The sequence below is a fragment of the Methylobacterium sp. BI1 genome (genome assembly GCF_056680125.1).
This window is the reverse complement of sequence record NZ_CM155267.1, coordinates 3122448-3147792: the sequence shown is the minus strand read 5'-3', so window position 1 is coordinate 3147792 and position 25345 is coordinate 3122448. Positions and strand designations below refer to the sequence as shown.

Sequence of the window (25345 nt, the reverse complement as noted above, 5' to 3'; positions counted from 1 at the left end):
CGTGTCCCGCATGCTCTGTTCCCGATCCCGCATCATGCCGCCAGCGCGCTGCGGAAGGCCGAGACGTCGACGATGCGCGTCGCCACCGCCTCGCGCACGTCCGCGTCGTGAAAGATGCCGAGGATGGCGGTGCCGGCGGCCCGCTTCTCGGCGATGAGGTCCACCACCACGGCGCGGTTCCGCGCGTCGAGGGAGGCGGTGGGCTCGTCCATGAGCAGGATCGGCCGGTCGGCGATGAGGCCGCGGGCGATGTTCACCCGCTGCTGCTCGCCCCCCGAGAAGGTGGCGGGCGGGAGGGCCCACAGGCGCTCGGGCAGATTGAGGCGGGCCAGGAGCTCGGCCGCCCGGGTCCGGGCCGCCGCGGGGGCGAGGCCGCCGTCCAGCCCGGCGGCCTCCACCACGGCGCGGGCGCCGACCCGGGGAATCACCCGCAGGAACTGCGAGACGTAGGCGAGGGTGGTGCGGCGCAGGCCCAGGATCTCCCGCGGCGCGGCCGTGGCGAGGTCCACGGTGCGGGCCCCGTCGCGGACCCGGATCGCCCCGGCGGCGCAGCGGTAATTGCCGTAGGCCATCTTCAACAGGGAGGACTTGCCGGCGCCGGAGGCACCGCCCAGCACGACGCACTCGCCCGGATGGACCGCCAGGGTGGCGCCGGCGATGACCGGCAGCACGGCGCCGCCGCGCAGGTGCAGGGTGAAGCTCTTGGCCACGTCCTCGAAGGCCAGCAGGGGCGGGAGGGGCAGGGGGGATGGAGCAGGCGTCATGCGGCGAGCACCGAGGAGACGAGGAGCTGGGTGTAGGCGGCCTGGGGGTCGTCGAGGACCTGGTCGGTCAGGCCGGTCTCGATCACCCGGCCGGCCCGCATGACGAGGACCCGATGCGAGAGCAGGCGCGCCACGGCCAGGTCGTGGGTGACGATGATGACCGCGAGGCCGAGCTCGGCCACCAGGCCCCGGATCATGTCGAGGAGCCGGGCCTGGACCGAGACGTCGAGGCCCGAGGTCGGCTCGTCCATGAGGACGAGGCGGGGGGCGGTGACGAGGTTGCGGGCGATCTGCAGGCGCTGGCGCATGCCGCCGGAGAAGCGGGTCGGCGGGTCGTCGATGCGGTCGGGAGCGATCTCGACCCGGGCGAGCCAGTCGAGGGCGGTGGCGCGGATGCGGCCGTAATGGCGGTCGCCGACCCCCATCAGGCGCTCGCCCACATTGCCCCCGGCCGAGACCGCCATGCGCAGGCCCTGCGTCGCGTCTTGGCGCACGAAGCCCCAGTCGGTGCGCATCAGCGCGCGCCGCTCGACCACGCTCAGGGTGTCGAGGTCCCGCGTGGCGCCGTCGCGCATGCGGTAGGCGACCGACCCGGCATCGGCCGCGACCTCGCCGGCGATGAGCGAGAGCAGGGTCGACTTGCCGGAGCCCGATTCGCCGACCACCGCCAGGACCTCGCCGGGGTCGAGGGTGAAGCCGATGCCATGGCAGGCGAGGCGGCGGCCGTAGTGCTTGGTCAGGCCGTCGACGGTCAGGAGCGGTTCCATCACGCGGCTTCCCCGGTCTGGCCGTCGGCGCGGCGGGTCTCGTCAAGGCGGGTCTCGCAATAATCCGTGTCCGAGCAGACGAACATCCGCCCCCCGACGTCGTCGAGGACGACCTCGTCGAGATAGACGCCCTCGGCGCCGCAGAGGGCGCAGGGGCGCTCGAAGCGCTGGACCCGGAAGGGATGGTCCTCGAAGTCGAGGCTGCGCACCCGGGTGTAGGGCGGGATCGCGTAGATGCGCTTCTCGCGGCCGGCCCCGAAGAGCTGCAGGGCGGGGCAGTCGTCCATCTTGGGGTTGTCGAATTTCGGGGTCGGGGAGGGGTCCATCACGTAGCGGCCGGCCACCTCCACCGGATAGGCGTAGGTGGTGGCGATGTGGCCGTGGCGGGCGATGTCCTCGTAGAGCTTCACGTGCATCAGGCCGTACTCGGCGAGCGCGTGGAGCTGGCGCGTCTCGGTCTCGCGCGGTTCGAGGAAGCGCAGGGGCTCCGGGATCGGCACCTGGTAGACGAGGACCTGACCCTCGGCGAGGGGCGCCTCCGGGATGCGGTGGCGGGTCTGGATCACGGTGGCCTCAACCGTCCGCGTCGTCGTGGCGATGCCCGCGGTGGCGGTGAAGAAGCGCCGGATCGAGACCGCGTTGGTGGTGTCGTCGGCGCCCTGGTCGATCACCTTGAGCACGTCGGCGGCCCCGAGGATCGCGGCGGTGACCTGCACGCCGCCGGTGCCCCAGCCGTAGGGCATCGGCATCTCGCGGGCGGCGAACGGCACCTGGTAGCCCGGGATCGCGATGGCCTTGAGGATGGCCCGGCGGATCATCCGCTTCGTGCTCTCGTCGAGATAGGCGAAGTTGTAGCCGGTGCCCGCCGAGACGGTCGCCACGGTGGAGGCCGTGGACAGGGCTGCTGCGGGATGGAGCGGGCTCATTCGGCGGCCTCCCGCAGGGGGGATTCGTCGGATTCGGATTCGGGCGAGGGCGGCGCGGCCGCCCGGGCGGCGTGCTCGGCGCGCAGGCGCCGCACCAGTTCGAGCTCGGCCTGGAAGTCCACGTAGTGCGGCAGCTTCATGTGCTCGACGAAGCCCGTCGCCTGCAGGCTGTCGCAATGGGCGAGGACGAATTCCTGGTCCTGGGCCGGCACCCCCACGGCCTCGCCGAGTTCGGCGGCCCGCAGCGAGCGGTCGACCAGCGCCATGGCCATGGCCTTGCGCTCGCCCTGGCCGAAGACCAGGCCGTAGCCCCGGGTGAATTGCGGCGGCACCGCCCCGTGGCCGTGGAACTGGTTGATCATCTGGCACTCGGTCAGCTCGACCGCGCCGAGGCCGACCGGGAAGCCGAGTTCCTCCGGGGTGAATTCCAGCTCCACCGCCCCGACCCGGATCTCGCCGACGAAGGGATGGGTGCGGCCGTAGCCGCGCTGCGTCGAGTAGCCGAGGGCGAGGAGGAAGCCCTCGTCGCCCCGGGCCAGCCCCTGCAGCCGCACCGCGCGGTCGGCGGGGTAGTCCACCGGCTCGCGGGTGAGGTCGCCCACGGGGGCGCCCAGGTCGGGCGGCGAGGGTTCGAGCAGGCCCGCCTGCCCCAGGAGATCGGTGACCCGCGGGCAGGCGGCGGCATCGGCCTCCGGCTCCGCCTCGGCGGCGGCATCGGGAGTGGCGCCGTCGGCCAGGGCGAAGTCCACGAGGCGGTGGGTGTAGTCGAAGGTCGGGCCGAGCACCTGTCCGCCGGGCAGGTCCTTGAAGGTGGCGGAGATGCGCCGGGCCAGCGCCATCGCGCCGGTATCCACCGGCGCGGTGGCGCCGAAGCGCGGCAGGGTGGTGCGATAGGCCCGCACCAGGAACACCGCCTCGACCACGTCGCCCCGGGCCTGCTTCAGGGCGAGGGCGGCCAGATCGGGATCGTAGAGGGAGCCCTCGGTCATCACCCGGTCCACGAGAAGGCGCATCTGCTCACGGATCTGCGCCACGGAGAGCTCGGGCACCGCCGGGTCGCCGCGCCGGACCTCGGCCAGGAGCCGGTGGGCGTTGTCGATGGCGGCCTCGCCGCCCTTGACCGCTACGTACATGGCAGAGCCTCCGAATCCCGAAGCGCTTCGGCGGCGACGGGCCGGGCCGAGCGCGGCAGCCCGGCGAGGCGGCCCGGCGCCACGAAGAGGCAGTCGATCCCCAGGGGGAAGCCCGCCTGGTTCGCGGCCCAGCGCGCAGCCCAGTCGGCGGGCAGGGGCCCGGCGGCGAGCCGCGCCGTGCCGCGGATGCCGGGTCCTGCGAAACCCTGCCCCGCGAAACCCGGCCCCGTGAAACCCTGCCCTTCCGCGTCCGAGAGGGTGTCGACGGCCAGGATCAACGTGGCGGAGGCATCCGGGTAGGCCGGGGTGCCCGGCGCGAAATCCGTGAAGGGCGGGCAATGGGCCGGATCGGCGATCAGCGCGAAGGCGGCCTCTGCGGGGGCCGCGACCAGGGGCGCCCCGGTGTGGAAGCGCAGGAAGCCGGCGACCGCCGGGTCCGCCCGGAGCGGCGCATCGAGCCAGACCGGCGTGTCGGCGTCGGTCAGCGCCAGGGCCAGGGCCGCGAGCTCGGGGGTGAGGGGGCCCGGGGGCTCCAGGGCGGTGACCAGGGGGCGGATCCGCCCGGGCCGGCTCAGGGCCTCCATCGCGGCGCGGAAGACGGCCTGTCCGTCGTGGACGGGATCGGCGAAGCCGCGGGCCAAGGGGCTGGGGTTGGAGTTGGGGTTGGGGTTGGCCATCAATCCTCTCCCCGCGCCAGGGTGAAGAAGTTCACCCGGGTGGCCGCCGCCTTGCGGGCGGCCCGTTGCGCCGCCGCCGCCCGGCGGCCGGCGATCTCCGCCAGGGCCGCCTCGAGGGCGGGCCGCGCGTCCGGACGCTGCCAATGGGCGTCCAGGATGGCGGCGAGGCGGGCGCGGGCCCGGTCGCGGCCGAGATGATAGGCGAAGCCGGTCTCGCCCCCGGGCAGGCGCACCGCCGCCCGGGTCACCGTGGCTTCGCCGGCATTGAAGGGCCGGCCGTCGCCGCCGATTCGCCCGCGGACCATGACGAGACCCGTCTCCGGCGCCCGCAGGTCCTCCGCCTCGGCCGCGGCGCCGGCCCGCGCCAGGGCGGCGCGCAGGTCGTCCACGGAGGCCTGGCCGGCCAGGGCCATGGCGCGGCGGCGCGCGGCGAGGTCTGGCATCCCTGGCTCAGGTGGTGTTTGGCTGGCGCTCGGCATCGATCGGTCTCCAAACCTGTCTATATGTGTAGACAAGTGGATGAGCGGGCGCAAGGGCTATCGAGGACGTCATGCAGGCCACCCACGCGAGACAGCCATGACCGAGGCGGGCGACACCCGCGTGACGGCGCTCCAGCGCGGGGGCGGCCTCGCCGCCTGGCGGCAGATCGCGGACGCCCTGGCGGGCGAGATCCGCAGCGGGGCCCTGGCGGCCGGGGCGCAGCTGCCGGCCGAATCGGCGCTCGCCGCGCGCTTCGGCGTGAACCGGCACACGGTGCGCCGGGCGCTGGGGGTGCTCGCCGAGGGCGGGCTGGTGCGGACCACGCAGGGCCGGGGCAGCTTCGTGGAGCAGGGCCCGATCGCCTACCCGATCGGGCCGCGGACCCGCTTCTCGGAGATCGTCTCGCGCACCGGGCGCGAGGCCTGGGGCGACCTGATCGCCGCCGCCACCGTCCCGGCGGATGCGGACTGGGCCGAGGCCCTGGGGATAGCCCCGGGCGCGCCGATCCTCGAACTCCTCACCGTGCACCGGGCCGACGGCGCCCCGATCTCGACGGCCCGGACCTGCCTGCCCCTGCCGCGCTTCGCCGGCTTCGACGCCGCCTACGCCGCCAGCGGCTCGCTCACCCGGGCCTATGCGGGCTTCGGGGTGGCCGACTACACCCGGCTCTCCACCCGGATCGGCGCCCGCCCGGCCAGCGCGGACGAGGCGGAGCGCCTGGACATCGCCCCCGGCCGCACCCTGATCGCCCTGTCGAGCGTGAACGTGGACGGCGCGGGCACGCGCATCCAGGCCACCCGCAGCCTCTTCGCCGCCGACCGGGTGGAACTGGTGGTGGAGTGAGGCGGGCTCCGATCCGGCCGGGGCGGGCGACGTGCTGGCAGTACGGGAAAGGCCAGGAGAAGGACGAGGCGGACGGGCACGGCGTCGCGGCCGGTCCGATGCGGTCGCGGCACCCGGCCGCCGCAGGCTTCGTTGAGATCGCGGCCCGGGCGGTCTATGCACGGGCCCCATGGACCTCCAAGCTCCCGTGAGTCGCTCCGTGGCTCCCCTCGCCTGCACGCCGCCGCTGAACCGGACGGCGGCGCCGTTCCTGCCCATGAGCCGCGCCGAGATGGACCGGCTCGGGTGGGACGCCTGCGACATCGTCCTGGTGACGGGCGACGCCTACGTGGACCATCCGAGCTTCGGCATGGCCATCATCGGCCGGCTGCTTGAGGCGCAGGGCTTCCGGGTCGGCATCATCGCGCAGCCCGACTGGCAATCGGCGGAGCCGTTCAAGGTCCTGGGCCGGCCGACGCTGTTCTTCGGCGTCACCGGCGGCAACCTCGATTCGATGGTGAACCGCTACACGGCGGACCGGCGCCTGCGCAGCGACGACGCCTATACGGCCGGAGGGGAAGGCGGCGCCCGGCCGGACCGCTGCACCATCGTCTACACGCAGCGCTGCCGCGAGGCCTACAAGGACGTGCCGATCATCCTCGGCGGCATCGAGGCCTCCCTGCGCCGCATCGCCCATTACGATTACTGGTCCGACAAGGTGCGCCGCTCGATCCTGGCGGATGCCAAGGCCGACCTGCTCCTCTACGGCAATGCCGAGCGCGCCGTGGTCGAGGTGGCCAACCGCCTCGCGGCCGGCGAGGCGCCGCAGGATCTCCATTCGGTCCGGGGCGTCGCCCTGTTCCGCCGCGTGCCCGAGGCCTACACCGAATTGCCCGCCGACGACCTCGATTCGGCCGACGAGGCCGCGAGCCGCCGCCCCGGTGAGACCGTGATCCGGCTCCCCGCCTACGACGAGGTCAAGGACGACAAGGAGGCCTATGCCCGCGCCTCGCGGGTGCTGCACCGGGAGGCCAATCCCGGCAACGCGCGCCCCCTGGTCCAGCGCCACGGCGACCGCGACCTCTGGCTGAACCCGCCGCCGATCCCGCTCTCCAGCGAAGAGATGGATGCGGTCTACGACCTGCCCTACGCCCGGGCGCCCCATCCGTCCTACGGCGACGCGAAGATTCCCGCCTGGGACATGATCAAGTTCTCCGTGACGATCATGCGCGGCTGCTTCGGTGGCTGCACCTTCTGCTCCATCACCGAGCACGAGGGCCGCGTCATCCAGAACCGCTCGGAAGGCTCGATCCTGCGCGAGATCGAGCACATTCGCGACAAGACCCCGGGCTTCACGGGCGTGATCTCCGACGTGGGCGGCCCCACGGCCAACATGTACCGGATGGCCTGCAAGGACCCGAAGATCGAGGCGGCCTGCCGGCTGCCCTCCTGCGTCTTCCCCGACATCTGCCCGAACCTGAACACCTCGCACGACGACCTGATCCGGCTCTACCGCAAGGTCCGCGAGGTGGAGGGCGTCAAGAAGGTGATGGTCGCCTCCGGCGTGCGCTACGACCTCGCGGTCCGGAGCCCCGAATACGTCGAGGAGCTCGTGACGCACCACGTCGGCGGCCGGCTCAAGATCGCCCCCGAGCACACCGAGCGCGGCCCCCTCGACCTGATGATGAAGCCGGGCATCGGCACCTACGACCGCTTCAAGGAGATGTTCGACGCCGCCGCCCAGAAGGCCGGCAAGAAGTACTACCTGATCCCGTACTTCATCGCGGCGCATCCGGGCACGACCGACGGGGACATGCTCAACCTCGCCCTCTGGCTGAAGAAGAACGACTACCGCGCCGACCAGGTCCAGACCTTCCTGCCCTCGCCCATGGCGACGGCGACGACGATGTACCACACCGAGATCAACCCGCTGCAGGGCGTGCGCCGCGGCGGCAGCGAGCCGGTCGACGCGATCAAGGGGCTGCGGCAGCGCCGGCTGCACAAGGCCTTCCTGCGCTACCACGACCCCGAGAACTGGCCCCTGCTGCGCGAGGCGCTGCGGGCGATGGGCCGGGGGGACCTCATCGGGCCGCGGCCGGACCAGCTGGTTCCGTCGTCGCAGCCGTCGGGCACGGGCTCCGGGGCCGGCAAGGGACGCGGCCAGCCGCACCCCGCGCGCCATCCGGGCGCGCCGCGCTTCACCACCAAGGGCGTGCCCCTGCGCAAGTGACCCCCCTGGGCCGATGACGGCCGCGCGCGGTGTGCGCCGTCTCACCCCGCTGCGGGGACGGGTGCCTTAGGCAGGCCGGATGAGCCTGCACATCCACGACCTCAGCGTCCCGATCTTCGTCAACGCCCTGCGCAGCATGAGCGCGTGGCTCGACAAGGCGGCCTCGGAGATGCCGGAGGCCGCGTTGATCGGCCGGCGGCTGGCTCCGGACATGAAGCCGCTGCCGGCCCAGTACCAGATGGCTTCCGACAGCGCGAAGAACGCCGTGGCCCGCCTCGCCGGGATCGCGGCGCCCGCGATGCCCGACGTCGAGGCGACCTTCGCCGAGCTCCAGGCGCGCTGTGCCCGGACGATCGCCTTCGTCGAGGGCGTCGATCCGGCCGCCCTGAGCGCGGAGCGCGACGTGGAGCTGACGTTCCCGAACGGCATGGGATACCGCTTCAGCGGGCAGGCCTACCTCACCGGCTTCGCGCTTCCGAACTTCTTCTTCCACGTCACCACCGCCTACGGCATCCTCCGCAGCGCCGGCGTGGGCCTCGGCAAGATCGACTACCTCCAGCATCTCGGCCCGCCGACCCTCCACGCCCCGAAGTAAGTCCCCGCGCCAGCGCCGGGCCTCGATCCAGCGCCGAGCCTTGATCCAGCGCAAGGCCGCGCCGACCCGGTGATGCGATGAGCCCGGCGGAGACAGGCGGGCACGGGCGCGACCATGACGACGGCGGGCGCAGCCATCGGCACACCGGAGACAGCGCGCGCCCACGGCGCCGGCCGGGACCGGCGCGCCTGGATCGGCGTCCTCTCGCTCGCCGGCCTGCCCCTCGCCGGCCTCGTCCTCGGCCTGGCGGCGCAGGCGGCCGGACAGGCCGGGATCGCGGCCTGGGCTTGGTCCGTCCCGACCTTCGCGGTCCTCGGGGTCCTGGCGATCCAGGTCGTCACCCACCTCGCCCGGGGGGATGTCGGCCTCGACCTCGTCGCCCTCCTCGCCATGGGCGGCGCGCTCGCCCTGGCGCAGCCCCTGGCGGGCGTCGTCATCGCCCTGATGTACGCGGGCGGGCAGGCGCTGGACGCCTACGCCGCCGGACGCGCCGGGCAGGCCATGACGGCCCTGCTGGCCCGCCAGCCGCGCACGGCCCAGCGGGAGGAGGGCGGCGCGGTCCGGGAGGTGCCCATCGGGGTGCTGGTCCCGGGCGACCGCATCCTCGTCCGGACCGGGGACGTCCTGCCGGTGGACGGCCGCGTCGCCGGCGGGCCGGCGCTCCTGGACCAGGCGACGCTGACGGGCGAGGCCCTGCCGGTCGCCTTCGGGCCGAACGCCGCCGTGGTGAGCGGGGCGGTCAATGTCGGGCCGCCCTTCGTGCTCCTGGCCGAGCGCCGGGCGGCGGAGAGCACCTATGCGGGCATCGTCCGGCTGGTCGAGGCGGCCCGGGCCCGGAAGGCGCCGATGGTGCGCCTCGCCGACCGCTACGGCCTCGCCTTCCTGGGCCTGACCCTCCTGCTGGCCGGCGGCGCCTGGGCGGCCACGGGCGATCCCCTGCGGGCCCTGGCGGTGCTCGTCGTCGCCACGCCCTGTCCGCTGATCCTCGCGGTCCCGGTCGCCCTCGTCTCGGGCCTCTCGCGGGCCGCCGGCCTCGGCGTCCTCGTCAAGGGCGGGGGCGCCCTGGAGCGGCTGGCGCGGGTGCGCGTCCTGGTGATCGACAAGACCGGCACGCTCACCGTCGGGACGGCGCGGCTGACCGGCCTGCGCGCCCTCGCCCCCTTCGCCCCCTTCGCCGAGGCGGAGGTTCTGGCCCTCGCCGCCTCCCTCGACCAGGCCTCGAGCCACCCGCTCGCCCGGGCGCTCGTCGAGACCGCCCAGGCGCGCGGCCTGTCGCTCACGCGGCCGCAGGCGGCGCGCGAGATGCCCGGCGCCGGCATGGCCGGCCGCGTCGCCGGACATGACGTCCGGGTCGGCGGACCCCGCCTGATGGCGACCCACGGCATCCCGTTCCCGCAGGGGGAAGGCGTTTCGGGGGAAGGCGATCTTGGGGAAGGCGATCCGGGAGAGGGCGCGGCGGGCGCCTCCGCGATCGTTCTGGTCGCCGTGGACGGCCGGCCCGCCGGGATCCTGACCTTCGCGGACCCCCTCCGGCAGGATGGGGGGCAGGCCCTCGCGGACCTGCGGGCCTGCGGCATCGCGCGGGTGGTGCTCGCGACCGGCGACCGGCGGGCGCTGGCGGAAGCCCTCGTCGCCGGCCTGCCGGTGGACGCCGTGGCGGCCGATCTGGACCCCGCCGGAAAGACCCGGATCGTGACGGCCGAGCGGGCCAACGGACCCGTGATGATGGTGGGCGACGGGGTCAACGATGCGCCCGCCCTGGCCGCCGCCGACCTCGGGGTGGCCCTGGGCGCCCGTGGGGCGGCGGCCGCGGCCGAGGCGGCGGACGTCGTCGTCCTGGTCGACAGCCTCGCCCCCCTGGCGCAGGCCATCCGCATCGCGCGGCGGGCCCGCGCCATCGCCCTGCAGAGCGTGGCGGCCGGGCTCGGCCTGTCGCTGGCCGGCATGGCGGCAGCCGCGGCGGGCCACCTCACACCCCTGCACGGCGCCCTGCTCCAGGAAGCCATCGACATCGCCGTCATCCTCAACGCCCTGCGGGTGCTGGGCGGCCCAACCCCGCCCGCGGCGGCGCCACCGGCGGTCCCTTGAGCTGGATCAAGGCCGGGGCGCGCCGGACGAACCAGGATGTCCCGGCCCGGGGATCGAGCGCCCCGGGCCGGGGACGGGATGGGAGACGGCCGTGGGTTACGCGAACATCCTGGTATCGGTGGACCTGGATCGCGGGTCCGCCGAGCGGGTCCGGCTCGCCGCCGGCCTGGCGCGGCGCTTCGAGGCGGACCTGACGGGCATGGCGGCCTGGCCGATCGCCGGACCGTCCGCGATCACGAACCTCCAGGAGGACGCCATCCTGCGCGCCCGCGACGCGGCCGCCCGGACCCGGGACCTGTTCGCGCGCCAGTCCGGCGAGGCCCTCCGCACCGCCTGGCGCTTCACCGAGGGGCCTCCCGCCGCCAGCCTCGCCCGGGAGGCCCGCGCGGCGGATCTCGTGGTGGTCGGGCGCCAGTGCACCGACGATAGCGCCTACGATGGTCCGGACGACGGGTTGCCCGGCCCGATGGCGGTGCCGCCCGGTCCGCTGCTGATGGCAGCGGGGCGTCCGGTCCTGGTCGTGCCCCCGGGCCTCGCGCATCTGGGCGCCGACCGCATCCTCGTCGCCTGGAAGGACACCCTGGAGGCCCGACGCGCCGTCGCGGCGGCGGTGCCGTTCCTCCGGCAGGCGGACCACGTCTTTCTCGTCTCGGTAGGTCCCGAGGCGCCGTTCCAAGGCCCCGCCCAAGGCCCCGCCCAGGGTCTCGCCCAGGGTCTCGCCCAAGGTCTCGCCCAGGGTCTCGCCCAAGGCGCCGCGCAAGGCCCCGCCCAAGGCCTCGAGGCGGTGGCGGACCACCTGACGCGGCACGGCGCCAACGTGACGATCCACCGCCTCGGCGCATCCGCGCGGGGCGAGGCCTCCGAGCTCCTCCGGTTCGCGCGGCGCGAATATGCCGACCTCCTCGTCCTGGGGGCCTACGGCCATTCGCGGCTGCGGGAATGGATCTTCGGCGGCATGACCCGGGACGTCCTACAGACGACGCCCATCTGCGCCCTCCTGTGCCACTGAGGCACCCACCCCGTGGAGGCTCGGGCCGGCACGGCCTCACGGGACCCGGTGACGGCGTCCGGACCTGACCCACGGCGCCTGGACGGCATCCGCCGCAACCGGCGCCGCGCGCCGGTCGACGGGGTGCGGGACCGGCCCTCATCTGCGTCGGCGGCAGGACGTCATGGGGCCGCCCGCGCGGACCGGACTCCCGGGAGGCCGCCCCGCGCCGGCCCGGCCACCGCCCGGACTCACTCGACGAAGCCCCAGGCGGCGTCCCGCGCGCGCCGGTCGTCCTCGTCCATCGGCCGCATCCAGTCATCCTGGCCAGTATTCCGGCGAGCATCCTGGCAAGCGTCCCGGCAAGAGTCCTGGCCAGCGTCCCGGCGAGCATCTTCGGCGCGCCCCGGTGCGGGCGGCGCGCGCCGGACCGGAGAGGCCCGTTCCGCCGTGCGGCGCGGGCCGGGGCGGGGCGGATCCCATGCCCGTACCCCGCGTCCCGCGCCCGAACCGCCGGAATGTCGTCTGGGAGTCGTCATGATATCGCTCCGCGTTGGGCCAGACATCAATGGGCCGGCAATCGATGCGCCGGATTCGATGCGCCGGAATCGATGCGACAAGCATCAATGGGCCAAGCATCAATGAGCCAGGAACAGGGCCGCCGGGCTGCCCCGAAGCAGCGCCCGGGTGACGCCGCCGAAGAAGAACTCCCGGATGGGGGAATGCCGGTAGGCGCCGGCCACGATCAGGTCGGCCCGGAGCATCCGCGCCTGGTTGCACAGCGTCTCCGCGATGCCGTCCGCCACCGGCACGTCGACGACGGTGACGGCCACGCCGTGCCGCGCGAGATGCGGGGCGAACTCGGCGCCCGGCACGGAGGCATGGAGATCCTCCGCGTCGGCGACGCAGACGATCTCCACCACATCGGCCGCGCGCAGGAACGGCAGGGCGTCGTTGGCCGCCCGCGCCGCCTGCGCGGAGCCGTCCCAGGCCACGACGATCCGCCGCGCGGAGAAGGTCTCGATGCCAGGCGGCACGGCGATGACAGGGCGGCCACTGACGAACAAGGCCTTCTCGACGATCTCGCGGTCGATGTCGTAGGTTCGGACGCCCGCGTCGAGGACCGTCAGGTCGTGCAGGCGCGCCTGCTTCGCGAGCCGGCTAACGATTGCCGGGAAGGGCAGGCTCGGCGTCTCGACCGTGCAGACCACGCCGGCCTGCGCCGCATCCCCGGCCGCACGGTCCGCGACGGAGCGGGCCAGCGCGTCGAGCCGCCGGTCGATGGCGGCCACGCCGTCGAGGTCGAAAGCGCCGAGCCAGGCATCGTCGCCGGTCAGCCGCCACGCGGCCGACTGAACCGTCAGGTGGGCGCCCGTGGCGCGCGCGAGGGTCAGGCCGTAGCCGACGGCGCAGGAGGTCTCCGGGCGCTCGGATTCGATGGCGGTCCCGACGAGAATGTCGCGGATGGCAGCGAGCGGCGAAGGAACGGCCTTGGACATCGTTCGTCTCCGAAGTGAGCCAACCCTCAGCTTCGGCCGGTTTCGAACGGTCAGCCTTGATCCACCTCAAATCACCGCACAGAACAGAACTTGGTGAAATCTGTCTTCGGGGCCTACCGGACGGACTTTCCTTTGCGTTATCCGAAAAAACGACATGCTACCACGGTTCTGTGAAGCACCGTCCTTCGCGTCTATCTCTGCGAATTCTACGGCGCCCCGACCTGGGAGCCTCCCTGCAGGGCGCCCCCGGCGACCCATCCCGCGGCCGTGATCCGGCGGCCCCTGGCGGGTGCGAACGATGCCGAAGCCCATCGTCTCACCAGCTCCCGTCAGGGACTCGCAGACTCCCGACAGGGTGATGCAGTCTCCCGACGGGCCCGGCGACGGCGCCCTGAGCGTCGACGCGCTCCGCCGCACCCTCCACGCGGTCGGTGTCCGCACCGGGTCCCTCGACATCCCCACCGGTCGGGCGACGGCCTCGCCGACCTCGTCTATAGAGCTTGCCCGGCCGGCCCCTCAGCGCGCGGCGGCGCCGATCAGGGCCCGGCGCAGGCGCCCCGAGACGGCGTCGATGAGGGCCACGGTCACCAGGATCATCAGGATCAGGCAGGCGACCTGGCGCAGTTCGAGGACGCGGATCAGCTCGCTGAGATACTGGCCGATGCCGCCCGCGCCGACGATGCCGATGATGGTGGCCGAGCGGGTGTTCGATTCGAAGAAATACAGCACTTGGCTGCCGAGCACCGGCAGCACCGCCGGGATCAGGCCGAAGCGGATGCGGTGCAGTTCGGTGCCGCCCGCGGCGGAGACGCCCTCGCCGGCCTTGGCGTCGGCGGTCTCCACCGCCTCGGAGAACAGCTTGCCGAGCGCCCCGAAATCCGCGCACGCGATGGCGAGCGCCCCGGCGAAGGGGCCGAGCCCGACGACGTTGATCCAGACCAGGGCCCAGATCAGCACGTCGACGGAGCGCATCACGTCGAGGCCGCGCCGGACGGTGAAGCGCAGGAAGGGGTTCGGCACGACGTTGCGGGCGGCGAGGAACGCCACCGGAAAGGCCAGCAGCGCGGCCGTCAGCGTGCCGATGAAGGCGATGCCGAGGGTCTCGGCCAGGGCCTGCAGGAAGGCCCAGGCCCGGCCGCCGGTCTCGGGCGGCCACATCAGCAGGCTGAACTCGCCGAGGCGGCCGAGGCCGGCCAGGAGGCGCGCGGCGGAGAAATCGAGGCGGACCAGGGCGTAGCCCGCCAGGCCGACGAGGCCGGCCAGCGCCAGGACCGCGAGGAGCCGCCCCCGCCAGGCCGGCCGGAAGCTGTCGGGAAAGCGCCGGCGCAGGGCGGCGATCTCGGCCGGACCGAGTCCGGGGCCGGTCATCGCAGGCCTCCGAGGAGTCCGTGGCGCAGGCGCTCGGTGCCGAGGTCGATCGCCATCACGGTGAGGATGATCAGGACCAGGATTGCGCTGACGTCGGCGTAGTAGAAGTTGCGGATGGCCACGAGGAGTTCCTGCCCGATGCCGCCGGCCCCGACGAAACCCATCACGCCGGCGCCGCGCACGTTGATCTCGAAGCGCAGCAGCCCGTAGGAGGCGAAGTTCGACAGCACCTGCGGCAGCACGGCGAAGCGCAGGGTCTCGATCCGCCCGGCCCCGGCGGCCGTGAGACTTTCCACCGGCTTCATGTCGATGTTCTCGACCACCTCGGAGAACAGCTTGCCCAGCGCCCCCGTGGTGTGGATCGCCAGGGCCAGCACGCCCACCATCGGCCCGAGGCCGAAGGCGATGACGAAGATCAGGGCGAACACGATCTCCGGCACGGTGCGGCAGACCTCGAGCCCGCGCCGCACGAGGATGCAGGCCGTCCGGCTCCCCGCCACGTTGGCGGCGGCGGAGAAGCACAGGAGGAAGCCGCCGATCGCCCCCAGGAGGGTGCCGAGATAGGCCATCAGCAGGGTTTCGCCCAGGAGCCCGAGCCATTTCGGCCCGCCCCAGTACCATTCGGCGAGGTCCCCCGGCAGGTTCGCCAGGGTCAGGGGCGGCAGGATCTGGACGAGGTAGTCGGTGAAGCGGCCGAGATGGGTCGCCAGCACCCAGGGGCGCACCTCCGCGGCCCAGGCGGCGAGGCCGGCAAGGACGACGAGCCCGGCGAGGCCGGCCCAGGTCCGGCGCCGGGTCGCGGCGACGGCGGCCTCGTAGGCCCCCGCCAGGGCGGCGGCCCGGTCCGGGGGCAGGGGCACGATCCGATCGGGCAGGAGCCGCTCAGGTACGATCCCCTCGGGCATGATCCGCTCAGGCATGGTCGGCGACCCGCGACACCGTGCCGGACGCGGTCGAGAGGGGCGGGGTCAAGATTTGCGGCGCTGGTCGTCGTTGAACTTCAGCATGTCGATGATCGGCTGGTAGTCCTTCAGGGTCACGGGGGTGAGGCCGAGATCCTTGCCGTCCGAGAGCCGGTCGAAGGCCGCCTTGTCGGCCGTGGGCATCGCCACCAGGGCCGCGCGGATCTGCGCCTTGAGGGCGTCGGGCAGGCTCGCCAGCATGGCGAAGGGGCCCTCGGGCAGGAAGTCGGACTTGAACACCACGCGGAAATCGGCCTGGCTCATCGCCGACCCGTCGGGCTTCTTCAGCATGCCCTTGGCCGCCATGCGGGTGACCATGGTGTCGGTGTCGGTGTTGTAGAGGTTGGCCGCCGCGTCCACGGTGCCCTGCACCAGGGCCAGGACGGCGTTCTCGTGGCTGCCGGCATAGACCGTCTTGCCGAAGAACGTGTCGACCGGGTGGCCGGCCTTGCTGAGGAAGTAGCGCGGCGCCTGGTTGCCGGAGGTGGAGTTCGGGTCGACCAGGGCGAGGTTCTTGCCCTTCAGGTCCTCGATCGTCCTGTAGGGGCTGTCGGCGCGCACATAGATCACCGCGTAGTAGCCCGAGGCGCCGGTGTCGTGACGCTGGTTGACGATGGGCTCGACCTTGACGCCGGTCATCACCGCGCGGGCGAAGGAGGCCGGACCGTAGAAGGCGAGCTGAGCGTTGCCGGCGCGCTGGCTCTCGATCACGGCGGCGTAGTCGTTGGCGATGCGCAGCTTCACCGGCACGCCGAGGGCCTTCGACAGGTAGGCGGTCATCGGCGCGTAGCGGTCGGTGGTGCCCGAGGCGTTCTCGGCCGGGATCACCGCCAGGGTCAGCTCCGGATAGGCCGCTGTCCAGTCCTGCGCAGCGGCCGGGAGGGCGAGGAGGGCGAGCGCGAGGGCGCCGGCGAGGGATCGGCGGGTCAGCATGGGTATCTCCCGGGGGTGAGGGATCCGATTCAGGAATCAGGCGACCAGGGCGGCGGGATAGGCGGGGGGCCGCACCGGCTCCGGCGCGTCGAGGACCTCGCCGTCCTCCAGCCCGTAGAGCTGGCGGGCGACCGCCTCGGTGAGGTCGGCGGGGGCGCCGTCGAACACGAGGCGGCCGTCGGCGAGGCCGACGAGGCGGTCGCAGTAGTGGCGGGCCAGGTCCAGGGAATGCAGGTTGCACAGGACCGTGATGCCGTGGCGCCGGTTGGCCTCGGCCAGGGCGTCCATGACGATGCGGGTGTTGCGCGGGTCGAGGGAGGCCACGGGCTCGTCGGCCAGGATCAGGTCGGGGGCCTGCATCATCGCCCGCGCGATGGCGACGCGCTGCTGCTGGCCGCCGGAGAGCTGGTCGGCCCGGTGCCCGGCGAAGTCGCCCATGCCGAACCCGTCGAGGGCGGCCAGGGCCAGGGCGCGCTCGCGCTCGGACCAGAGCTTGAACAGCGAGCGGTGCCGGGGCACCTCGGAGAGCCGGCCCATCAGCACGTTGCTCAGCACGTCGAGGCGGCCGACGAGGTGGAACTGCTGGAAGATCATGGCGCAGCGCGTCCGCCAGCGCCGCAGGTCGCGGCTGCGCAGGGCCGTCACGTCGAGGCCGTCGAACAGGATGCGGCCGCCCGTCGGCTCGGCCAGGCGGTTGATCATCCGCAGCAGGGTCGACTTGCCGGCGCCCGAACGGCCGATCACGCCGACGAAGCGGCCGCGGGGGATGGCGAGGGAGACGCCGTCCACGGCGCGGCGCTCGCCGTAACGGCGCGTCAGATCTTCGAGGATCAGCATGCGGGTGTCCGGCGCTTCACGATGAAGGCCGGTAAACCCGCGGGGCACGACAGCATCATGACAGTTGCTCGGCTAATCAATTAGCCTATCCGCTCAGGCCTCTGCTTCGTGACGCTCCAGGAAGGCCTCGATCGACAGGGCGCGGAAATCCGGCAGGGCCCGGCCCAGGCGCGCATGGTCCCAGTCCCACCAGGCCAGCGCCTGCAGGCGTTCGGCGATCGCCTCGGGGAACCGGCGGCGCACCACCCGGCCCGGATTGCCGACCACGATGGTGTAGGGCGCCACGTCCCGGGTCACGATCGTGCCCGCGCCCACCACCGCCCCGGTGCCGATGCGGCGCCCGGGCAGGATGACGGCGCCGTGCCCGATCCAGACGTCGTGGCCGATGGCGACGGGCAGGGCCCGGCGCCGGGCGAAGAAGGCCGCCTCGTCCGTCTCCCCCGGCCAGTAGGCGCTGGCCCGGTAGGTGAAGTGGGATTGCGAGGCCCGCTCCATCGGATGGTTGCCCGGATTGATCCGCACGTGCGAGGCGATGGAGCAGAACTTGCCGACGGTCGTGTAGTTCGCCTGCCCGTCCTCGACGATGTACGAGTAATCGTCGAGGCTGGTCTCGCTGAGGCGCGTGCGCGCACCGACCTCGGTGTAGCGGCCGAGGCGGCACGCCGAGAGCGCGGCGGTGGGATGGACGGCCGGTTCGAGGCCGAGGCGATCGGAGACCATCGCGGGATCCTGTCGGGCGGGGGAAGGAAGGTCGGGCGGGGGAAGGAAGGTCGGGCGGGGAAGGAACGTCAGGCGGAGAAGGGGAGGCGGCGCAGCAGGCGGAACGGCGCCGCGCCGTCCTGGACGACCACGCTCACCGCATCGACCGTCAGGTCGGGCAGGTCCGCGGCGGCCGCGGCCAGCAGGGGCAGGGCGGTCGCCCCGTCCTCCGGACCGAGGGGGCCTGTGAGCGTCATGTGGAAGCGGAAGGCCTCGAAGACGTGCGGATAGCCCCAGCGCTCCAGCAGCGCCCGGCCGCGGGAATCGAGCCGCTCCGGGCGGCGGCGGGCCCGCTCGGCCTCGCTGAGGGGGGCCCGCAGGGGGTCGAGGGCCGCGACGCACTCGGCGGCGAGGAGACCGAGGCCGACGGGAGGGGCGTCCGGCACCAGGGCGGCGAAGGCCCCGAGGACGGCGACCCGCAGGGGGCCGACGGGCAGGGGGCTCCGGTGCGCCGCCAGGGCCTCGGCGGCAGCCAGGAGATCGGCCTCGCTGGCGCCGGGGGCGAGGCGCATCGGCGCCTTCAGGGTGGCGTGGAACCCGTAGAGGCGCGGCTCGGCGGTGTGCGCGTCGAGGATCGCCCGGAGCGCCGCCGGGCCGGGGGCCGGGCCGGGACCGAGGATCGCGTCGCCGAAGGCAGCCAGGGCCGAGCCGGGGGCGGGCGTGAAGTACAGGGCGTATCGGGCGGGTCGGTCCAAGGGTGTCGTGTCCTGGCGGGGCGCAACCGGTCTTGGTTGCGCGGGAGATGCGGCTGCGCGCGAGGTGCCGAAGCGCGCATACTACGGCCCCCCGACGCCGATATGACAGGCTGTGCGCCGTCCGGGGCGCGATGAGGCGATGGCCGTGTCCCCTCGCAGGCACAGACAGATCCGGGCCCTGATCCTGCCTTCGCTGACCCTGGCGGCGGCCGTTCTGGGGGCCGGCGCGCAGGCCGCGGGCGACACGCCCGCGCGCCGCTTCACGGCGGCCTACGGCCTGAGCTTCCTGAACCTGCCGGCGGGCGAGGCGAGCCTCGCGGTCGAGCGGGCGGACGAGCGCTACGCCCTCGAGCTCGAGGCGGGCCTGCGCGGCCTCGCCGGTTTCTTCTTCGACGGGGCCGGCAAGGCCACCGTCGCGGGTTCGACGAATCGCGCCGGCGCGGTCACCGCCACCTTCCGGATCGACAGCCGCTACGGCGGCAAGCCGATCGCGGTGGCGCTCGACCTGGCCAGCGGGCGCGTGCGCAGCGCCAGCGTCGAGCCGCCCCCGACCCCGCGCGACGACCGGGTCCCGGTGGCGCCGGAGGACAAGGTCGGCGTGGTCGATCCCCTGACCATGCTGACGATCCCCCTCGGGGCCGCGTCCCTGGACCCGGGCCTGTGCGACCGCCGCATCCCGGTCTTCGACGGGGCGAGCCGGGCCGACCTGGTGCTGTCGCGGGGCAGCCTCGCGACGGTGACGGAGGGCGCCTATCGCGGCCCGGCCCTCGACTGCCGGGTGCGCTGGGTGCCGATCTCCGGGCACCGCTCCGGCGGGAGCAACGTCCGCCGGATGGCCGCCAACGACGACATGCGGGTGCGCTTCGCCCCGATCCTCGACGGGACGCTGCTGCTGCCGCTGTCGATCACGGTCGGCACCGGATGGGGCACGGTGCGCATCGAGGCGACCCGCTGGGGTGGTGCGGCGCCGGCCGGCCCGGACGCCCCGGCGGCGAAGGCCGGCGTCACCGTGCGCCTGCCCAACGCCCGCTAGTGGTCTGAGTTAGAAGTTCTCTGACAGAAGCGTCCGACGCTTGCGAGGATCGCATCAGCGGGTTTGGTCCAGACGAAGGGCTTTGGATCGGTGTTGGTCTGAGCGATGTAGGCGTGGATCGCAGCTTCGAGATCGCTGGTCTGTTGGAAGGCACCACGCTGCAGACGTCGACGGGTGAGCAGGGCAAACCAACCCTCGACGAGATTGAGCCATGATGCGGACGTCGGCGTGAAATGAAGGTGCCAACGCGGACGCTTCACGAGCCAGTCGTGGATCAGCTTGGTTTTGTGGGTGGCCGCGTTGTCGAGCACGAGGTGCACGTCGAGATCGCTTGGGACGGCCGCTTCGATCTGATCGAGGAAGTCGCGGAACTCGACCGAACGGTGCCGGCCTGTGCAGTGGCCGATCACCGTCCCGGCCTGGACGTCGAGGGCGGCGAACAGGTCGGTCGTACCCTGGCGACGATAATCGTGAGTTCGGCGCTCCGGCTGGCCGGGCCGCATCGGCAGCACGGGGGCCGTGCCCGTCAGCGCTTGGATCTGCGGCTTCTCGTCGACGCACAGCACCACGGCACGATGCGGCGGAGCCATGTAGAGGCCGACCACGTCCCGGACCTTGTCGACGAAGGCGGGATCGGTCGAGAGCTTGAAGGTGTCGGTCTTGTGCGGCTGCAGCCCGAAGGCACGCCAGACTCGCGAGACCATGCTCTGGCTCATGCCGACCCGCCGGGCCATGGCGCGGGTCGACCAGTGGGTGGCGTTCTCTGGCTGGCTCTCCAGCGTGAGGGTGACCATCCCTTCGATGGCCGTGTCCGTGACGGCACGTGGCGCACCGGAGCGGGGCAGGTCGACGAGGCCGTCGAGGCGATGAGCGAGGAAACGGGCGCGCCACGTCGTGACGCTCATCCGGCTGACGCCGAGATCACGGGCAACGCCACTGTTGGTCGATCCCGGCTCGGCGCAGGCCAGCACGATCCGCGCGCGCTGAGCCAAGGCTTGGCCGACATTGCGACGGCGGATGAGCCCCGCTAGGCGCGTGCGCTCGTCCTCAGTCAAATGGAGAGGAGCAGGTTTTGGACCACGGGCCATCGGTCACCTCCGTGCGGACATCCCCCACACGTAGGTGCAAGCTCAAAATCTGCAACAGAACTTCTAACTCAGACCACTAGGGAGCGGCAACGGTTTCCCGCCGTCGCGGGTTCTCTTCCCGCTCAGCGCTGCCATCGGGATCGAGGAGGTCGCATGCGCGTCACACGCCTGACGTCGGCCCAGCTCTTCACCGCCTTCGCCTCGAAGGTGGCGCGCACCGCCGGGCGGCCGGCGACCTTCGCGGTCAGCATCGCGCTGATCGTGATCTGGGCGGTGACCGGGCCGCTGTTCGGCTTCTCCGACACCTGGCAGCTCATCATCAACACCGGCACCACCATCGTGACGTTCCTGATGGTGTTCCTGATCCAGAACACCCAGAATCGCGACGGCGCGGCGATCCAGGCCAAGCTCGACGAGCTGATCCGGGCCAGCGCCGCCCAGAACCGCTACATCGGCATCGAGAGCCTCACGGAGGAGGAGCTCGACGCCCTCCGGGCGCGCTGCGCGCGGCGCGCGCCGCTGGACGATCTCGAAGCGGCCGCCTGCGCGGCCGAGGCGGAGGCGCACCGCAAGGCCGAGGCCGCCGCCGCGCGGGCCGGCGGCCTGAGCGCCTATCCGCGCTGATCCGTGGCCAGGACAAGGATCGGGTCGGCCGGACGACACCGTGCCGCGCCGCACCCGCGCGGTGGAACGCCCGTTCCCCCCGCCGCGTTCGCCCCGCGACGCAGCACAGGAGACCCCAGCATGGCCAACGCGATGATCCACGACATCTTCAGCGGCACCCCGAACCTCACGACCACGGAGCGCGCCGTCTCGGTGGTGCTCGGCCTCGGCATCGCCGCGGCGGCGGCGCAGCCCCGCCCGAACAAGTGGCTCAGCCTCGCGGCCCTCGTGGTCGGCGCCGGCCTCGCCATCCGCGGCGCCACCGGCCACTGCGCCGTCAAGGCCGCCACCGAGGCCTGACCGGCCCCGCGCCCGGTGCCCGAACGGCATCGGGCGGTCCGGTTCGGGCGATCGGGTTCGGACATGAAAAAGGGGCGCCTCGGTGAGGCGCCCCTTTCGCGTTCGGTTTTGAATTCGCGTGGACTTACAGCGTGGTGGTCGAGCGGCGGCCCTGGATGAAGCCGTAGATCGCCAGCACGACGATCGCGCCGACGACGGCGCCGATCAAGCCTGCGCCCTGGTTCGGACCGTACCAGCCGAGGGCCTGGCCGAGGAACGTGGCGACGAAGGCGCCGACGATGCCGAGGATCGTGGTCAGGATGAAGCCGGCGGGCTCGTTGCTGCCCGGCATGATGAACTTGGCGATGACACCGGCCAGAAAGCCGATGATGATGGTCCAGATGATACCCATGAGCTGATCCTCGAACTTGGCCGAACCCTCTGGGTCGGACGTCACTGGCGGTAGCGGCCGGCTTCCTAGCCTTGGCCTTAACGCATGGGGTGAGAACGCCGCACCTGTGGGATGAGTTGCGCTGCACGACGCGACTTTGTCGCGTGGTCGGAAAAGCCGATCCGGCCTCGCAGGATCGCGGCGCGCAGCGGGCGCGGGGGGCCTTTACGTTCGGGTCCCCGACGCGGCACAACGCTTGCCCCGAGCCGGGATGCCGAGGGGGTATCCCAGGGGTGCCGCGCGGCATCCCGCGGCCGACACGCGAGAGGCACGTTTTCCCGTCATGACGATCCAGCGCTTCGAATCCGGCCCCCGCATGAGCCAGGCCGTCACCTACGGCGACATGGTTTTCCTCGCGGGCCAGGTGGCCGGCACGGTGGTGGGCGCCGGCGTCACCGCGCAGACCCAGGAGATCCTGGGCGAGATCGACCGCCTGCTGGCGGCCGCCGGCACCGACAAGAGCCGCATCCTCACCGCCACCATCTACCTCGCCGACATCGCCACCTTCGCGGAGATGAACGCGGCGTGGGACGCCTGGGTGGCGAAGGACAACCCGCCCGCCCGCGCCACGGTGGAGGCCAGGCTCGCCGCCCCCGAATACCTCGTCGAGATCGTGGTCGTGGCCGCGAAAGGGCAGGCATGATCCGAGCCGGCACCCGCCGCGCGCTTCTGTCCGGGGGGCTGTTCGCCGGGGCGCTCGCCGCCCTGGCGCTCGGCCTGCCCGGGGCGCGGGCCGAGACGCCCGCGCCGCAGGGCGAGCGCGTGGTCAACATCTACAACTGGTCGGACTACATCGACCCGAAGATGCTCGACGCCTTCACGAAGGAGACGGGCATCAAGGTCGTGTACGACACCTACGACAACAACGAGATCCTCGAGACCAAGCTGCTGGCCGGGCGCTCGGGCTACGACGTGGTGGCGCCCTCCGGGCCGTTCCTGCAGCGGCTGATCCGGGCGGGCGTGTTCCAGCCCCTCGACAAGGCCCGGATCCCCAACCTCGTCCATGCCTGGCCCGAGATCGCGGCGCGGCTCGCCACCTACGACCCGGGCAACACCTACGCCGTCGACTACATGTGGGGCACCACCGGCATCGGCGTGAACCTCGCCCAGGTGCGCGAGCGCCTGGGCGCGAACCAGCCCCTCAACACCTGGAGCCTCGTCCTCAATCCGGGCCTGATGGCCAAGCTGAAGGATTGCGGGGTGATGCTGCTCGATTCCCCCGAGGACCTGATCCCGAGCCTGCTGCCGTTCTACGGCTTCAAGCCGGATTCCAAGCGCTGGGACGACATCACCCAGGTCACCGACGCCCTGTTCAAGGTCCGCGGCTCGGTGCGCAAGTTCCACTCCTCGGAATACATCAACGGGCTGGCCAACGGCGACCTCTGCCTGGCGGTCGGCTATTCCGGCGACATCATGCAGGCCAGGAAGCGCGCCGAGGAGGCCAAGAACGGGGTCGAGATCGGCTATGTCATTCCGCGCGAGGGCGCGCTGATGTGGTTCGACGCCTTCGCGATCCCGAAGGACGCGCCCCATCCCGCCGAGGCCCACCTGTTCCTCGACTACATGATGCGGCCCGAGGTGGCGGCGGCCAACACCAACTTCGTCTCCTACGCCAGCGGCAACGCGGCGGCCCGGAAGTTCGTCAAGCCCGAAATCCTGGCCAATCCCGGCATCTACCCGGACGAGGCGACGATGCAGCGCCTCGCCAGCAACACCGCCTGGGACGACCGCACCCAGCGCTTCGTCACCCGGAGCTGGACCCGGGTGCGCACCGGCCGCTGAGGCCGTCCCTCCCGAATCCCCCCCAAACGAGAACGGCGGCCCCGAGGGGCCGCCGTTTCGTGTTTTCGGACGCTCCGCCCGAAGGGTCAGTTGCTGGCGAGGTGGGGCATCGGGTCGACCGGGGTCGCGCCCTTGCGGATCTCGAAGTGGAGCTGGGGCGAGGTCACGTTGCCGGAGGCGCCGGACTTCGCGATGGTCTGGCCGCGCTTGACCTTCTCGCCGGGGCGCACGTCGAGCTCGCCGTTATGGGCGTAGGCCGAGACGTAGCCGTTCGAGTGGCGCACCAGGACGAGCTTGCCGTAGCCCTTCACGTCGGAACCCGCATAGGCCACGGTGCCGTCCTCGGCCGCCTTCACCGCGGTGCCCTCGGGCACCGAGATGTTGATGCCCTCGTTGCCGGAGGTGCCGTAGCCCGAGATCACCCGGCCCTTGGCGGGCCAGCGGAACGACTGCTCGGGGGCGGCGACCGACCCGGTGCTGGCGGGCTCGGCCTTGGGCGCCTCGACGGCGGCGACCTTCACGGGCGCCTTCGCGGCCTCCTTGGCGGCAACCTCCGCGGCCTTCGCCTCGGCGACCTTGCGGGCGGCCTCCTTGGCGGCGTCCGCCTTGGCCAGCTTGGCCGCCTCGGCCTCGGCCGACTTGCGGGCCGCCTCGGCCTTCTTCGCAGCGTCCTTGGCAGCGTCCGCCTTCACCTCGGCCTTGGCTTCCTTGATCTCGATCTTGCGGACCGCCTTGTCCTCGGCCTTGGCGACGGCTTGGCCGGGACGGATATGCGCCTTGCGGGCCTCGGCGGCCTTGGTCTCGGCGAGCTTGGCGGCGGCCGCCGCCTTCTCCGAGGCCTTGCGGGCCTCGGCAGCCTTAGTCTCGTTCGCCTTGGCGGCCTCCACGAGCTTGCGGGCTTCGGCGAGCTTGGCGGCCTCGGCCTGGCGCTTGGCCTCGACCTTGGCCTCGGCGGCCTCCGCCTCGCGGCGGGCATCGGCGGCACGCTTCTCGGCGGCCCGGTCGATCACCTTGGGGGCCGGCGCGGCGGGGACCGCGCGGGTGCTCATGCGGGCCGCATCGGGATTCATGCCCGAGACCGCCGAACCCGTCATGGCGCCCGAGACCGGCTCGGTGGAGGCCAGCCGGGTGGTCTGGGGCCGGGCCGGGGCCGGGGCCGCCGCCATCGGGCGGGGCGACATGGCCGCCGGCGAGGAGGCCGCGCCCGGGGCCCCGAGGGCCTGGGACTGGATGCGGCTGGTGCGCACCACCGGCGCCGGGGCGATCTCGCCGTCGGGCAGGCTGCCCGTCGCGGCGGGCTCGCTCGACAGGTTCGAGGCGAACGGATTGCCGAAGGGATCGCCCAACCGGGACGCATCCGAAGAACAGGCGGCCGCACCGCCTCCAATCACGCCGATGAGCGCGAAACGCGACAGCGTCCTCAACCCTCGACCAGTCCCGCGAACCCGCATCGACGCACCTGTTTGCCTGACGCAACTTGATGACGTCATTCAAACCCGATTCAGGTTAAGCAACCGTTCCGATTC

26 protein-coding genes are annotated in these 25345 nt (G+C 72.7%); 10 read left to right on the top strand and 16 right to left on the bottom strand.

Annotated elements, in window-relative coordinates; genetic code table 11:
* Positions 1-32: 32 nt before the first annotated feature.
* From phnL to phnG, 6 genes are read right to left on the bottom strand one after another with little or no spacing between them, the layout of a single operon-like run.
* Positions 33-764, bottom strand: a complete 732-nt coding sequence (gene phnL, locus AC1MGR_RS14820) for a phosphonate C-P lyase system protein PhnL (RefSeq protein WP_480232090.1) — start codon at positions 762-764, stop codon at positions 33-35.
* Positions 761-1531 (bottom strand): phosphonate C-P lyase system protein PhnK, encoded by a 771-nt coding sequence (gene phnK / locus AC1MGR_RS14815; protein WP_480234805.1) that lies wholly within the window; start codon positions 1529-1531, stop codon positions 761-763. The genes phnL and phnK overlap by 4 nt, the downstream gene beginning before the upstream one ends.
* On the bottom strand, positions 1531-2457 hold the full coding sequence (locus AC1MGR_RS14810) for an alpha-D-ribose 1-methylphosphonate 5-phosphate C-P-lyase PhnJ (protein WP_480232089.1): 927 nt from the start codon (positions 2455-2457) through the stop codon (positions 1531-1533). Before AC1MGR_RS14810 ends, phnK begins: the two co-directional genes overlap by 1 nt.
* Complete coding sequence (locus AC1MGR_RS14805; RefSeq protein ID WP_480232088.1) at positions 2454-3590, bottom strand: carbon-phosphorus lyase complex subunit; 1137 nt, start codon at positions 3588-3590, stop codon at positions 2454-2456. Before AC1MGR_RS14805 ends, AC1MGR_RS14810 begins: the two co-directional genes overlap by 4 nt.
* Entirely contained in the window at positions 3581-4267 is a 687-nt protein-coding gene (phnH, locus tag AC1MGR_RS14800) for a phosphonate C-P lyase system protein PhnH (RefSeq protein ID WP_480232087.1), read from the bottom strand. Before phnH ends, AC1MGR_RS14805 begins: the two co-directional genes overlap by 10 nt.
* Positions 4267-4710 (bottom strand): phosphonate C-P lyase system protein PhnG, encoded by a 444-nt coding sequence (gene phnG, locus AC1MGR_RS14795; RefSeq protein ID WP_108040074.1) that lies wholly within the window; start codon positions 4708-4710, stop codon positions 4267-4269. Before phnG ends, phnH begins: the two co-directional genes overlap by 1 nt.
* A gap of 133 nt (positions 4711-4843) precedes the next feature.
* On the opposite strand from phnG, the gene phnF reads away from it, so the two are divergent.
* The 5 genes from phnF to AC1MGR_RS14770 all read left to right on the top strand — a co-directional run bounded on the left by phnF (position 4844) and on the right by AC1MGR_RS14770 (position 11491).
* Entirely contained in the window at positions 4844-5590 is a 747-nt protein-coding gene (gene phnF, locus AC1MGR_RS14790) for a phosphonate metabolism transcriptional regulator PhnF (protein WP_108040072.1), read from the top strand.
* 256 nt (positions 5591-5846) lie between these two features.
* The gene (locus tag AC1MGR_RS14785) at positions 5847-7799 is read left to right on the top strand and encodes a YgiQ family radical SAM protein (protein ID WP_108040127.1); all 1953 of its coding nucleotides are present in this window, start codon (positions 5847-5849) and stop codon (positions 7797-7799) included.
* A 79-nt stretch (positions 7800-7878) separates the two neighbouring features.
* Positions 7879-8394, top strand: a complete 516-nt coding sequence (locus tag AC1MGR_RS14780; RefSeq protein WP_480232086.1) for a DUF1993 domain-containing protein — start codon at positions 7879-7881, stop codon at positions 8392-8394.
* Between the two features lie 114 nt (positions 8395-8508).
* Positions 8509-10482 (top strand): heavy metal translocating P-type ATPase, encoded by a 1974-nt coding sequence (locus tag AC1MGR_RS14775; protein WP_480232085.1) that lies wholly within the window; start codon positions 8509-8511, stop codon positions 10480-10482.
* 91 nt (positions 10483-10573) lie between these two features.
* The gene (locus AC1MGR_RS14770; protein ID WP_480232084.1) at positions 10574-11491 is read left to right on the top strand and encodes a universal stress protein; all 918 of its coding nucleotides are present in this window, start codon (positions 10574-10576) and stop codon (positions 11489-11491) included.
* Between the two features lie 617 nt (positions 11492-12108).
* Here the strand turns inward: AC1MGR_RS14770 and AC1MGR_RS14765 are convergent.
* From AC1MGR_RS14765 to AC1MGR_RS14735, 7 genes are all read right to left on the bottom strand, one after another.
* On the bottom strand, positions 12109-12969 hold the full coding sequence (locus AC1MGR_RS14765) for a universal stress protein (protein WP_480232083.1): 861 nt from the start codon (positions 12967-12969) through the stop codon (positions 12109-12111).
* Positions 12970-13485: 516 nt separating this feature from the next.
* A complete protein-coding gene (gene phnE / locus AC1MGR_RS14760; RefSeq protein ID WP_480232082.1) occupies positions 13486-14337 on the bottom strand; it encodes a phosphonate ABC transporter, permease protein PhnE in 852 nt (283 codons plus the stop codon).
* Positions 14334-15212 carry a phosphonate ABC transporter, permease protein PhnE gene (gene phnE / locus AC1MGR_RS14755; protein ID WP_480234804.1) on the bottom strand — a complete coding sequence of 293 codons (879 nt, stop codon included), beginning with the start codon at positions 15210-15212 and terminating at the stop codon, positions 14334-14336. The genes phnE (AC1MGR_RS14760) and phnE (AC1MGR_RS14755) overlap by 4 nt, the downstream gene beginning before the upstream one ends.
* Before the next feature lie 93 nt (positions 15213-15305).
* Complete coding sequence (gene phnD / locus AC1MGR_RS14750) at positions 15306-16232, bottom strand: phosphonate ABC transporter substrate-binding protein (protein WP_108040057.1); 927 nt, start codon at positions 16230-16232, stop codon at positions 15306-15308.
* Positions 16233-16268: 36 nt separating this feature from the next.
* Positions 16269-17069 (bottom strand): phosphonate ABC transporter ATP-binding protein, encoded by an 801-nt coding sequence (gene phnC / locus AC1MGR_RS14745; protein WP_480232081.1) that lies wholly within the window; start codon positions 17067-17069, stop codon positions 16269-16271.
* Between the two features lie 93 nt (positions 17070-17162).
* Positions 17163-17789, bottom strand: a complete 627-nt coding sequence (locus tag AC1MGR_RS14740; RefSeq protein ID WP_108040053.1) for a DapH/DapD/GlmU-related protein — start codon at positions 17787-17789, stop codon at positions 17163-17165.
* Positions 17790-17857: 68 nt separating this feature from the next.
* Entirely contained in the window at positions 17858-18523 is a 666-nt protein-coding gene (locus AC1MGR_RS14735) for a DUF1045 domain-containing protein (RefSeq protein WP_480232080.1), read from the bottom strand.
* 139 nt (positions 18524-18662) lie between these two features.
* Here AC1MGR_RS14735 and AC1MGR_RS14730 point away from each other — a divergent pair, with 139 nt between their 5' ends.
* Positions 18663-19556 (top strand): DUF3108 domain-containing protein, encoded by an 894-nt coding sequence (locus tag AC1MGR_RS14730; protein WP_480232079.1) that lies wholly within the window; start codon positions 18663-18665, stop codon positions 19554-19556.
* Here AC1MGR_RS14730 and AC1MGR_RS14725 read toward each other — a convergent pair.
* Positions 19553-20644: an IS630 family transposase gene (locus AC1MGR_RS14725; RefSeq protein ID WP_480232078.1), complete on the bottom strand. Its 1092-nt coding sequence runs from the start codon at positions 20642-20644 to the stop codon at positions 19553-19555. The genes AC1MGR_RS14730 and AC1MGR_RS14725 overlap by 4 nt on opposite strands.
* A gap of 153 nt (positions 20645-20797) precedes the next feature.
* On the opposite strand from AC1MGR_RS14725, the gene AC1MGR_RS14720 reads away from it, so the two are divergent.
* Both AC1MGR_RS14720 and AC1MGR_RS14715 read left to right on the top strand, forming a co-directional pair.
* Entirely contained in the window at positions 20798-21268 is a 471-nt protein-coding gene (locus AC1MGR_RS14720; RefSeq protein ID WP_480232077.1) for a low affinity iron permease family protein, read from the top strand.
* Positions 21269-21388: 120 nt separating this feature from the next.
* Entirely contained in the window at positions 21389-21607 is a 219-nt protein-coding gene (locus tag AC1MGR_RS14715; RefSeq protein WP_056216439.1) for a YgaP family membrane protein, read from the top strand.
* A gap of 124 nt (positions 21608-21731) precedes the next feature.
* On the opposite strand, the gene AC1MGR_RS14710 is transcribed toward AC1MGR_RS14715, so the two are convergent.
* The gene (locus tag AC1MGR_RS14710; RefSeq protein WP_108040045.1) at positions 21732-21998 is read right to left on the bottom strand and encodes a GlsB/YeaQ/YmgE family stress response membrane protein; all 267 of its coding nucleotides are present in this window, start codon (positions 21996-21998) and stop codon (positions 21732-21734) included.
* A gap of 322 nt (positions 21999-22320) precedes the next feature.
* Here AC1MGR_RS14710 and AC1MGR_RS14705 point away from each other — a divergent pair, with 322 nt between their 5' ends.
* Together AC1MGR_RS14705 and AC1MGR_RS14700 are read left to right on the top strand one after the other, a co-directional pair.
* On the top strand, positions 22321-22680 hold the full coding sequence (locus tag AC1MGR_RS14705) for a RidA family protein (RefSeq protein ID WP_108040043.1): 360 nt from the start codon (positions 22321-22323) through the stop codon (positions 22678-22680).
* Positions 22677-23819, top strand: a complete 1143-nt coding sequence (locus tag AC1MGR_RS14700; protein WP_108040041.1) for a polyamine ABC transporter substrate-binding protein — start codon at positions 22677-22679, stop codon at positions 23817-23819. Before AC1MGR_RS14705 ends, AC1MGR_RS14700 begins: the two co-directional genes overlap by 4 nt.
* Positions 23820-23905: 86 nt before the next feature.
* Here the strand turns inward: AC1MGR_RS14700 and AC1MGR_RS14695 are convergent, their stop codons facing one another.
* Complete coding sequence (locus AC1MGR_RS14695) at positions 23906-25270, bottom strand: M23 family metallopeptidase (RefSeq protein WP_480232076.1); 1365 nt, start codon at positions 25268-25270, stop codon at positions 23906-23908.
* Positions 25271-25345: the final 75 nt, after the last annotated feature.

Excerpts from the sequence above, each read along its gene's own strand:
- AC1MGR_RS14710 (WP_108040045.1), bottom strand. The coding sequence starts at position 21,998 with ATGGGTATCATCTGGACCATCATCATCGGCTTTCTGGCCGGTGTCATC.
- phnF (WP_108040072.1), top strand. The coding sequence starts at position 4,844 with ATGACCGAGGCGGGCGACACCCGCGTGACGGCGCTCCAGCGCGGGGGC.
- AC1MGR_RS14700 (WP_108040041.1), top strand. The coding sequence starts at position 22,677 with ATGATCCGAGCCGGCACCCGCCGCGCGCTTCTGTCCGGGGGGCTGTTC.
- AC1MGR_RS14720 (WP_480232077.1), top strand. The coding sequence starts at position 20,798 with ATGCGCGTCACACGCCTGACGTCGGCCCAGCTCTTCACCGCCTTCGCC.
- AC1MGR_RS14725 (WP_480232078.1), bottom strand. The coding sequence starts at position 20,644 with ATGGCCCGTGGTCCAAAACCTGCTCCTCTCCATTTGACTGAGGACGAG.
- phnG (WP_108040074.1), bottom strand. The coding sequence starts at position 4,710 with ATGCCAGACCTCGCCGCGCGCCGCCGCGCCATGGCCCTGGCCGGCCAG.
- AC1MGR_RS14780 (WP_480232086.1), top strand. The coding sequence starts at position 7,879 with ATGAGCCTGCACATCCACGACCTCAGCGTCCCGATCTTCGTCAACGCC.
- phnL (WP_480232090.1), bottom strand. The coding sequence starts at position 764 with ATGACGCCTGCTCCATCCCCCCTGCCCCTCCCGCCCCTGCTGGCCTTC.
- AC1MGR_RS14805 (WP_480232088.1), bottom strand. The coding sequence starts at position 3,590 with ATGTACGTAGCGGTCAAGGGCGGCGAGGCCGCCATCGACAACGCCCAC.
- phnC (WP_480232081.1), bottom strand. The coding sequence starts at position 17,069 with ATGCTGATCCTCGAAGATCTGACGCGCCGTTACGGCGAGCGCCGCGCC.
- phnD (WP_108040057.1), bottom strand. The coding sequence starts at position 16,232 with ATGCTGACCCGCCGATCCCTCGCCGGCGCCCTCGCGCTCGCCCTCCTC.
- AC1MGR_RS14740 (WP_108040053.1), bottom strand. The coding sequence starts at position 17,789 with ATGGTCTCCGATCGCCTCGGCCTCGAACCGGCCGTCCATCCCACCGCC.
- phnK (WP_480234805.1), bottom strand. The coding sequence starts at position 1,531 with ATGGAACCGCTCCTGACCGTCGACGGCCTGACCAAGCACTACGGCCGC.
- phnE (WP_480232082.1), bottom strand. The coding sequence starts at position 14,337 with ATGACCGGCCCCGGACTCGGTCCGGCCGAGATCGCCGCCCTGCGCCGG.
- AC1MGR_RS14730 (WP_480232079.1), top strand. The coding sequence starts at position 18,663 with ATGGCCGTGTCCCCTCGCAGGCACAGACAGATCCGGGCCCTGATCCTG.
- AC1MGR_RS14785 (WP_108040127.1), top strand. The coding sequence starts at position 5,847 with ATGAGCCGCGCCGAGATGGACCGGCTCGGGTGGGACGCCTGCGACATC.
- AC1MGR_RS14695 (WP_480232076.1), bottom strand. The coding sequence starts at position 25,270 with ATGCGGGTTCGCGGGACTGGTCGAGGGTTGAGGACGCTGTCGCGTTTC.
- AC1MGR_RS14715 (WP_056216439.1), top strand. The coding sequence starts at position 21,389 with ATGGCCAACGCGATGATCCACGACATCTTCAGCGGCACCCCGAACCTC.
- AC1MGR_RS14705 (WP_108040043.1), top strand. The coding sequence starts at position 22,321 with ATGACGATCCAGCGCTTCGAATCCGGCCCCCGCATGAGCCAGGCCGTC.
- phnH (WP_480232087.1), bottom strand. The coding sequence starts at position 4,267 with ATGGCCAACCCCAACCCCAACTCCAACCCCAGCCCCTTGGCCCGCGGC.
- AC1MGR_RS14775 (WP_480232085.1), top strand. The coding sequence starts at position 8,509 with ATGACGACGGCGGGCGCAGCCATCGGCACACCGGAGACAGCGCGCGCC.
- AC1MGR_RS14765 (WP_480232083.1), bottom strand. The coding sequence starts at position 12,969 with ATGTCCAAGGCCGTTCCTTCGCCGCTCGCTGCCATCCGCGACATTCTC.
- AC1MGR_RS14810 (WP_480232089.1), bottom strand. The coding sequence starts at position 2,457 with ATGAGCCCGCTCCATCCCGCAGCAGCCCTGTCCACGGCCTCCACCGTG.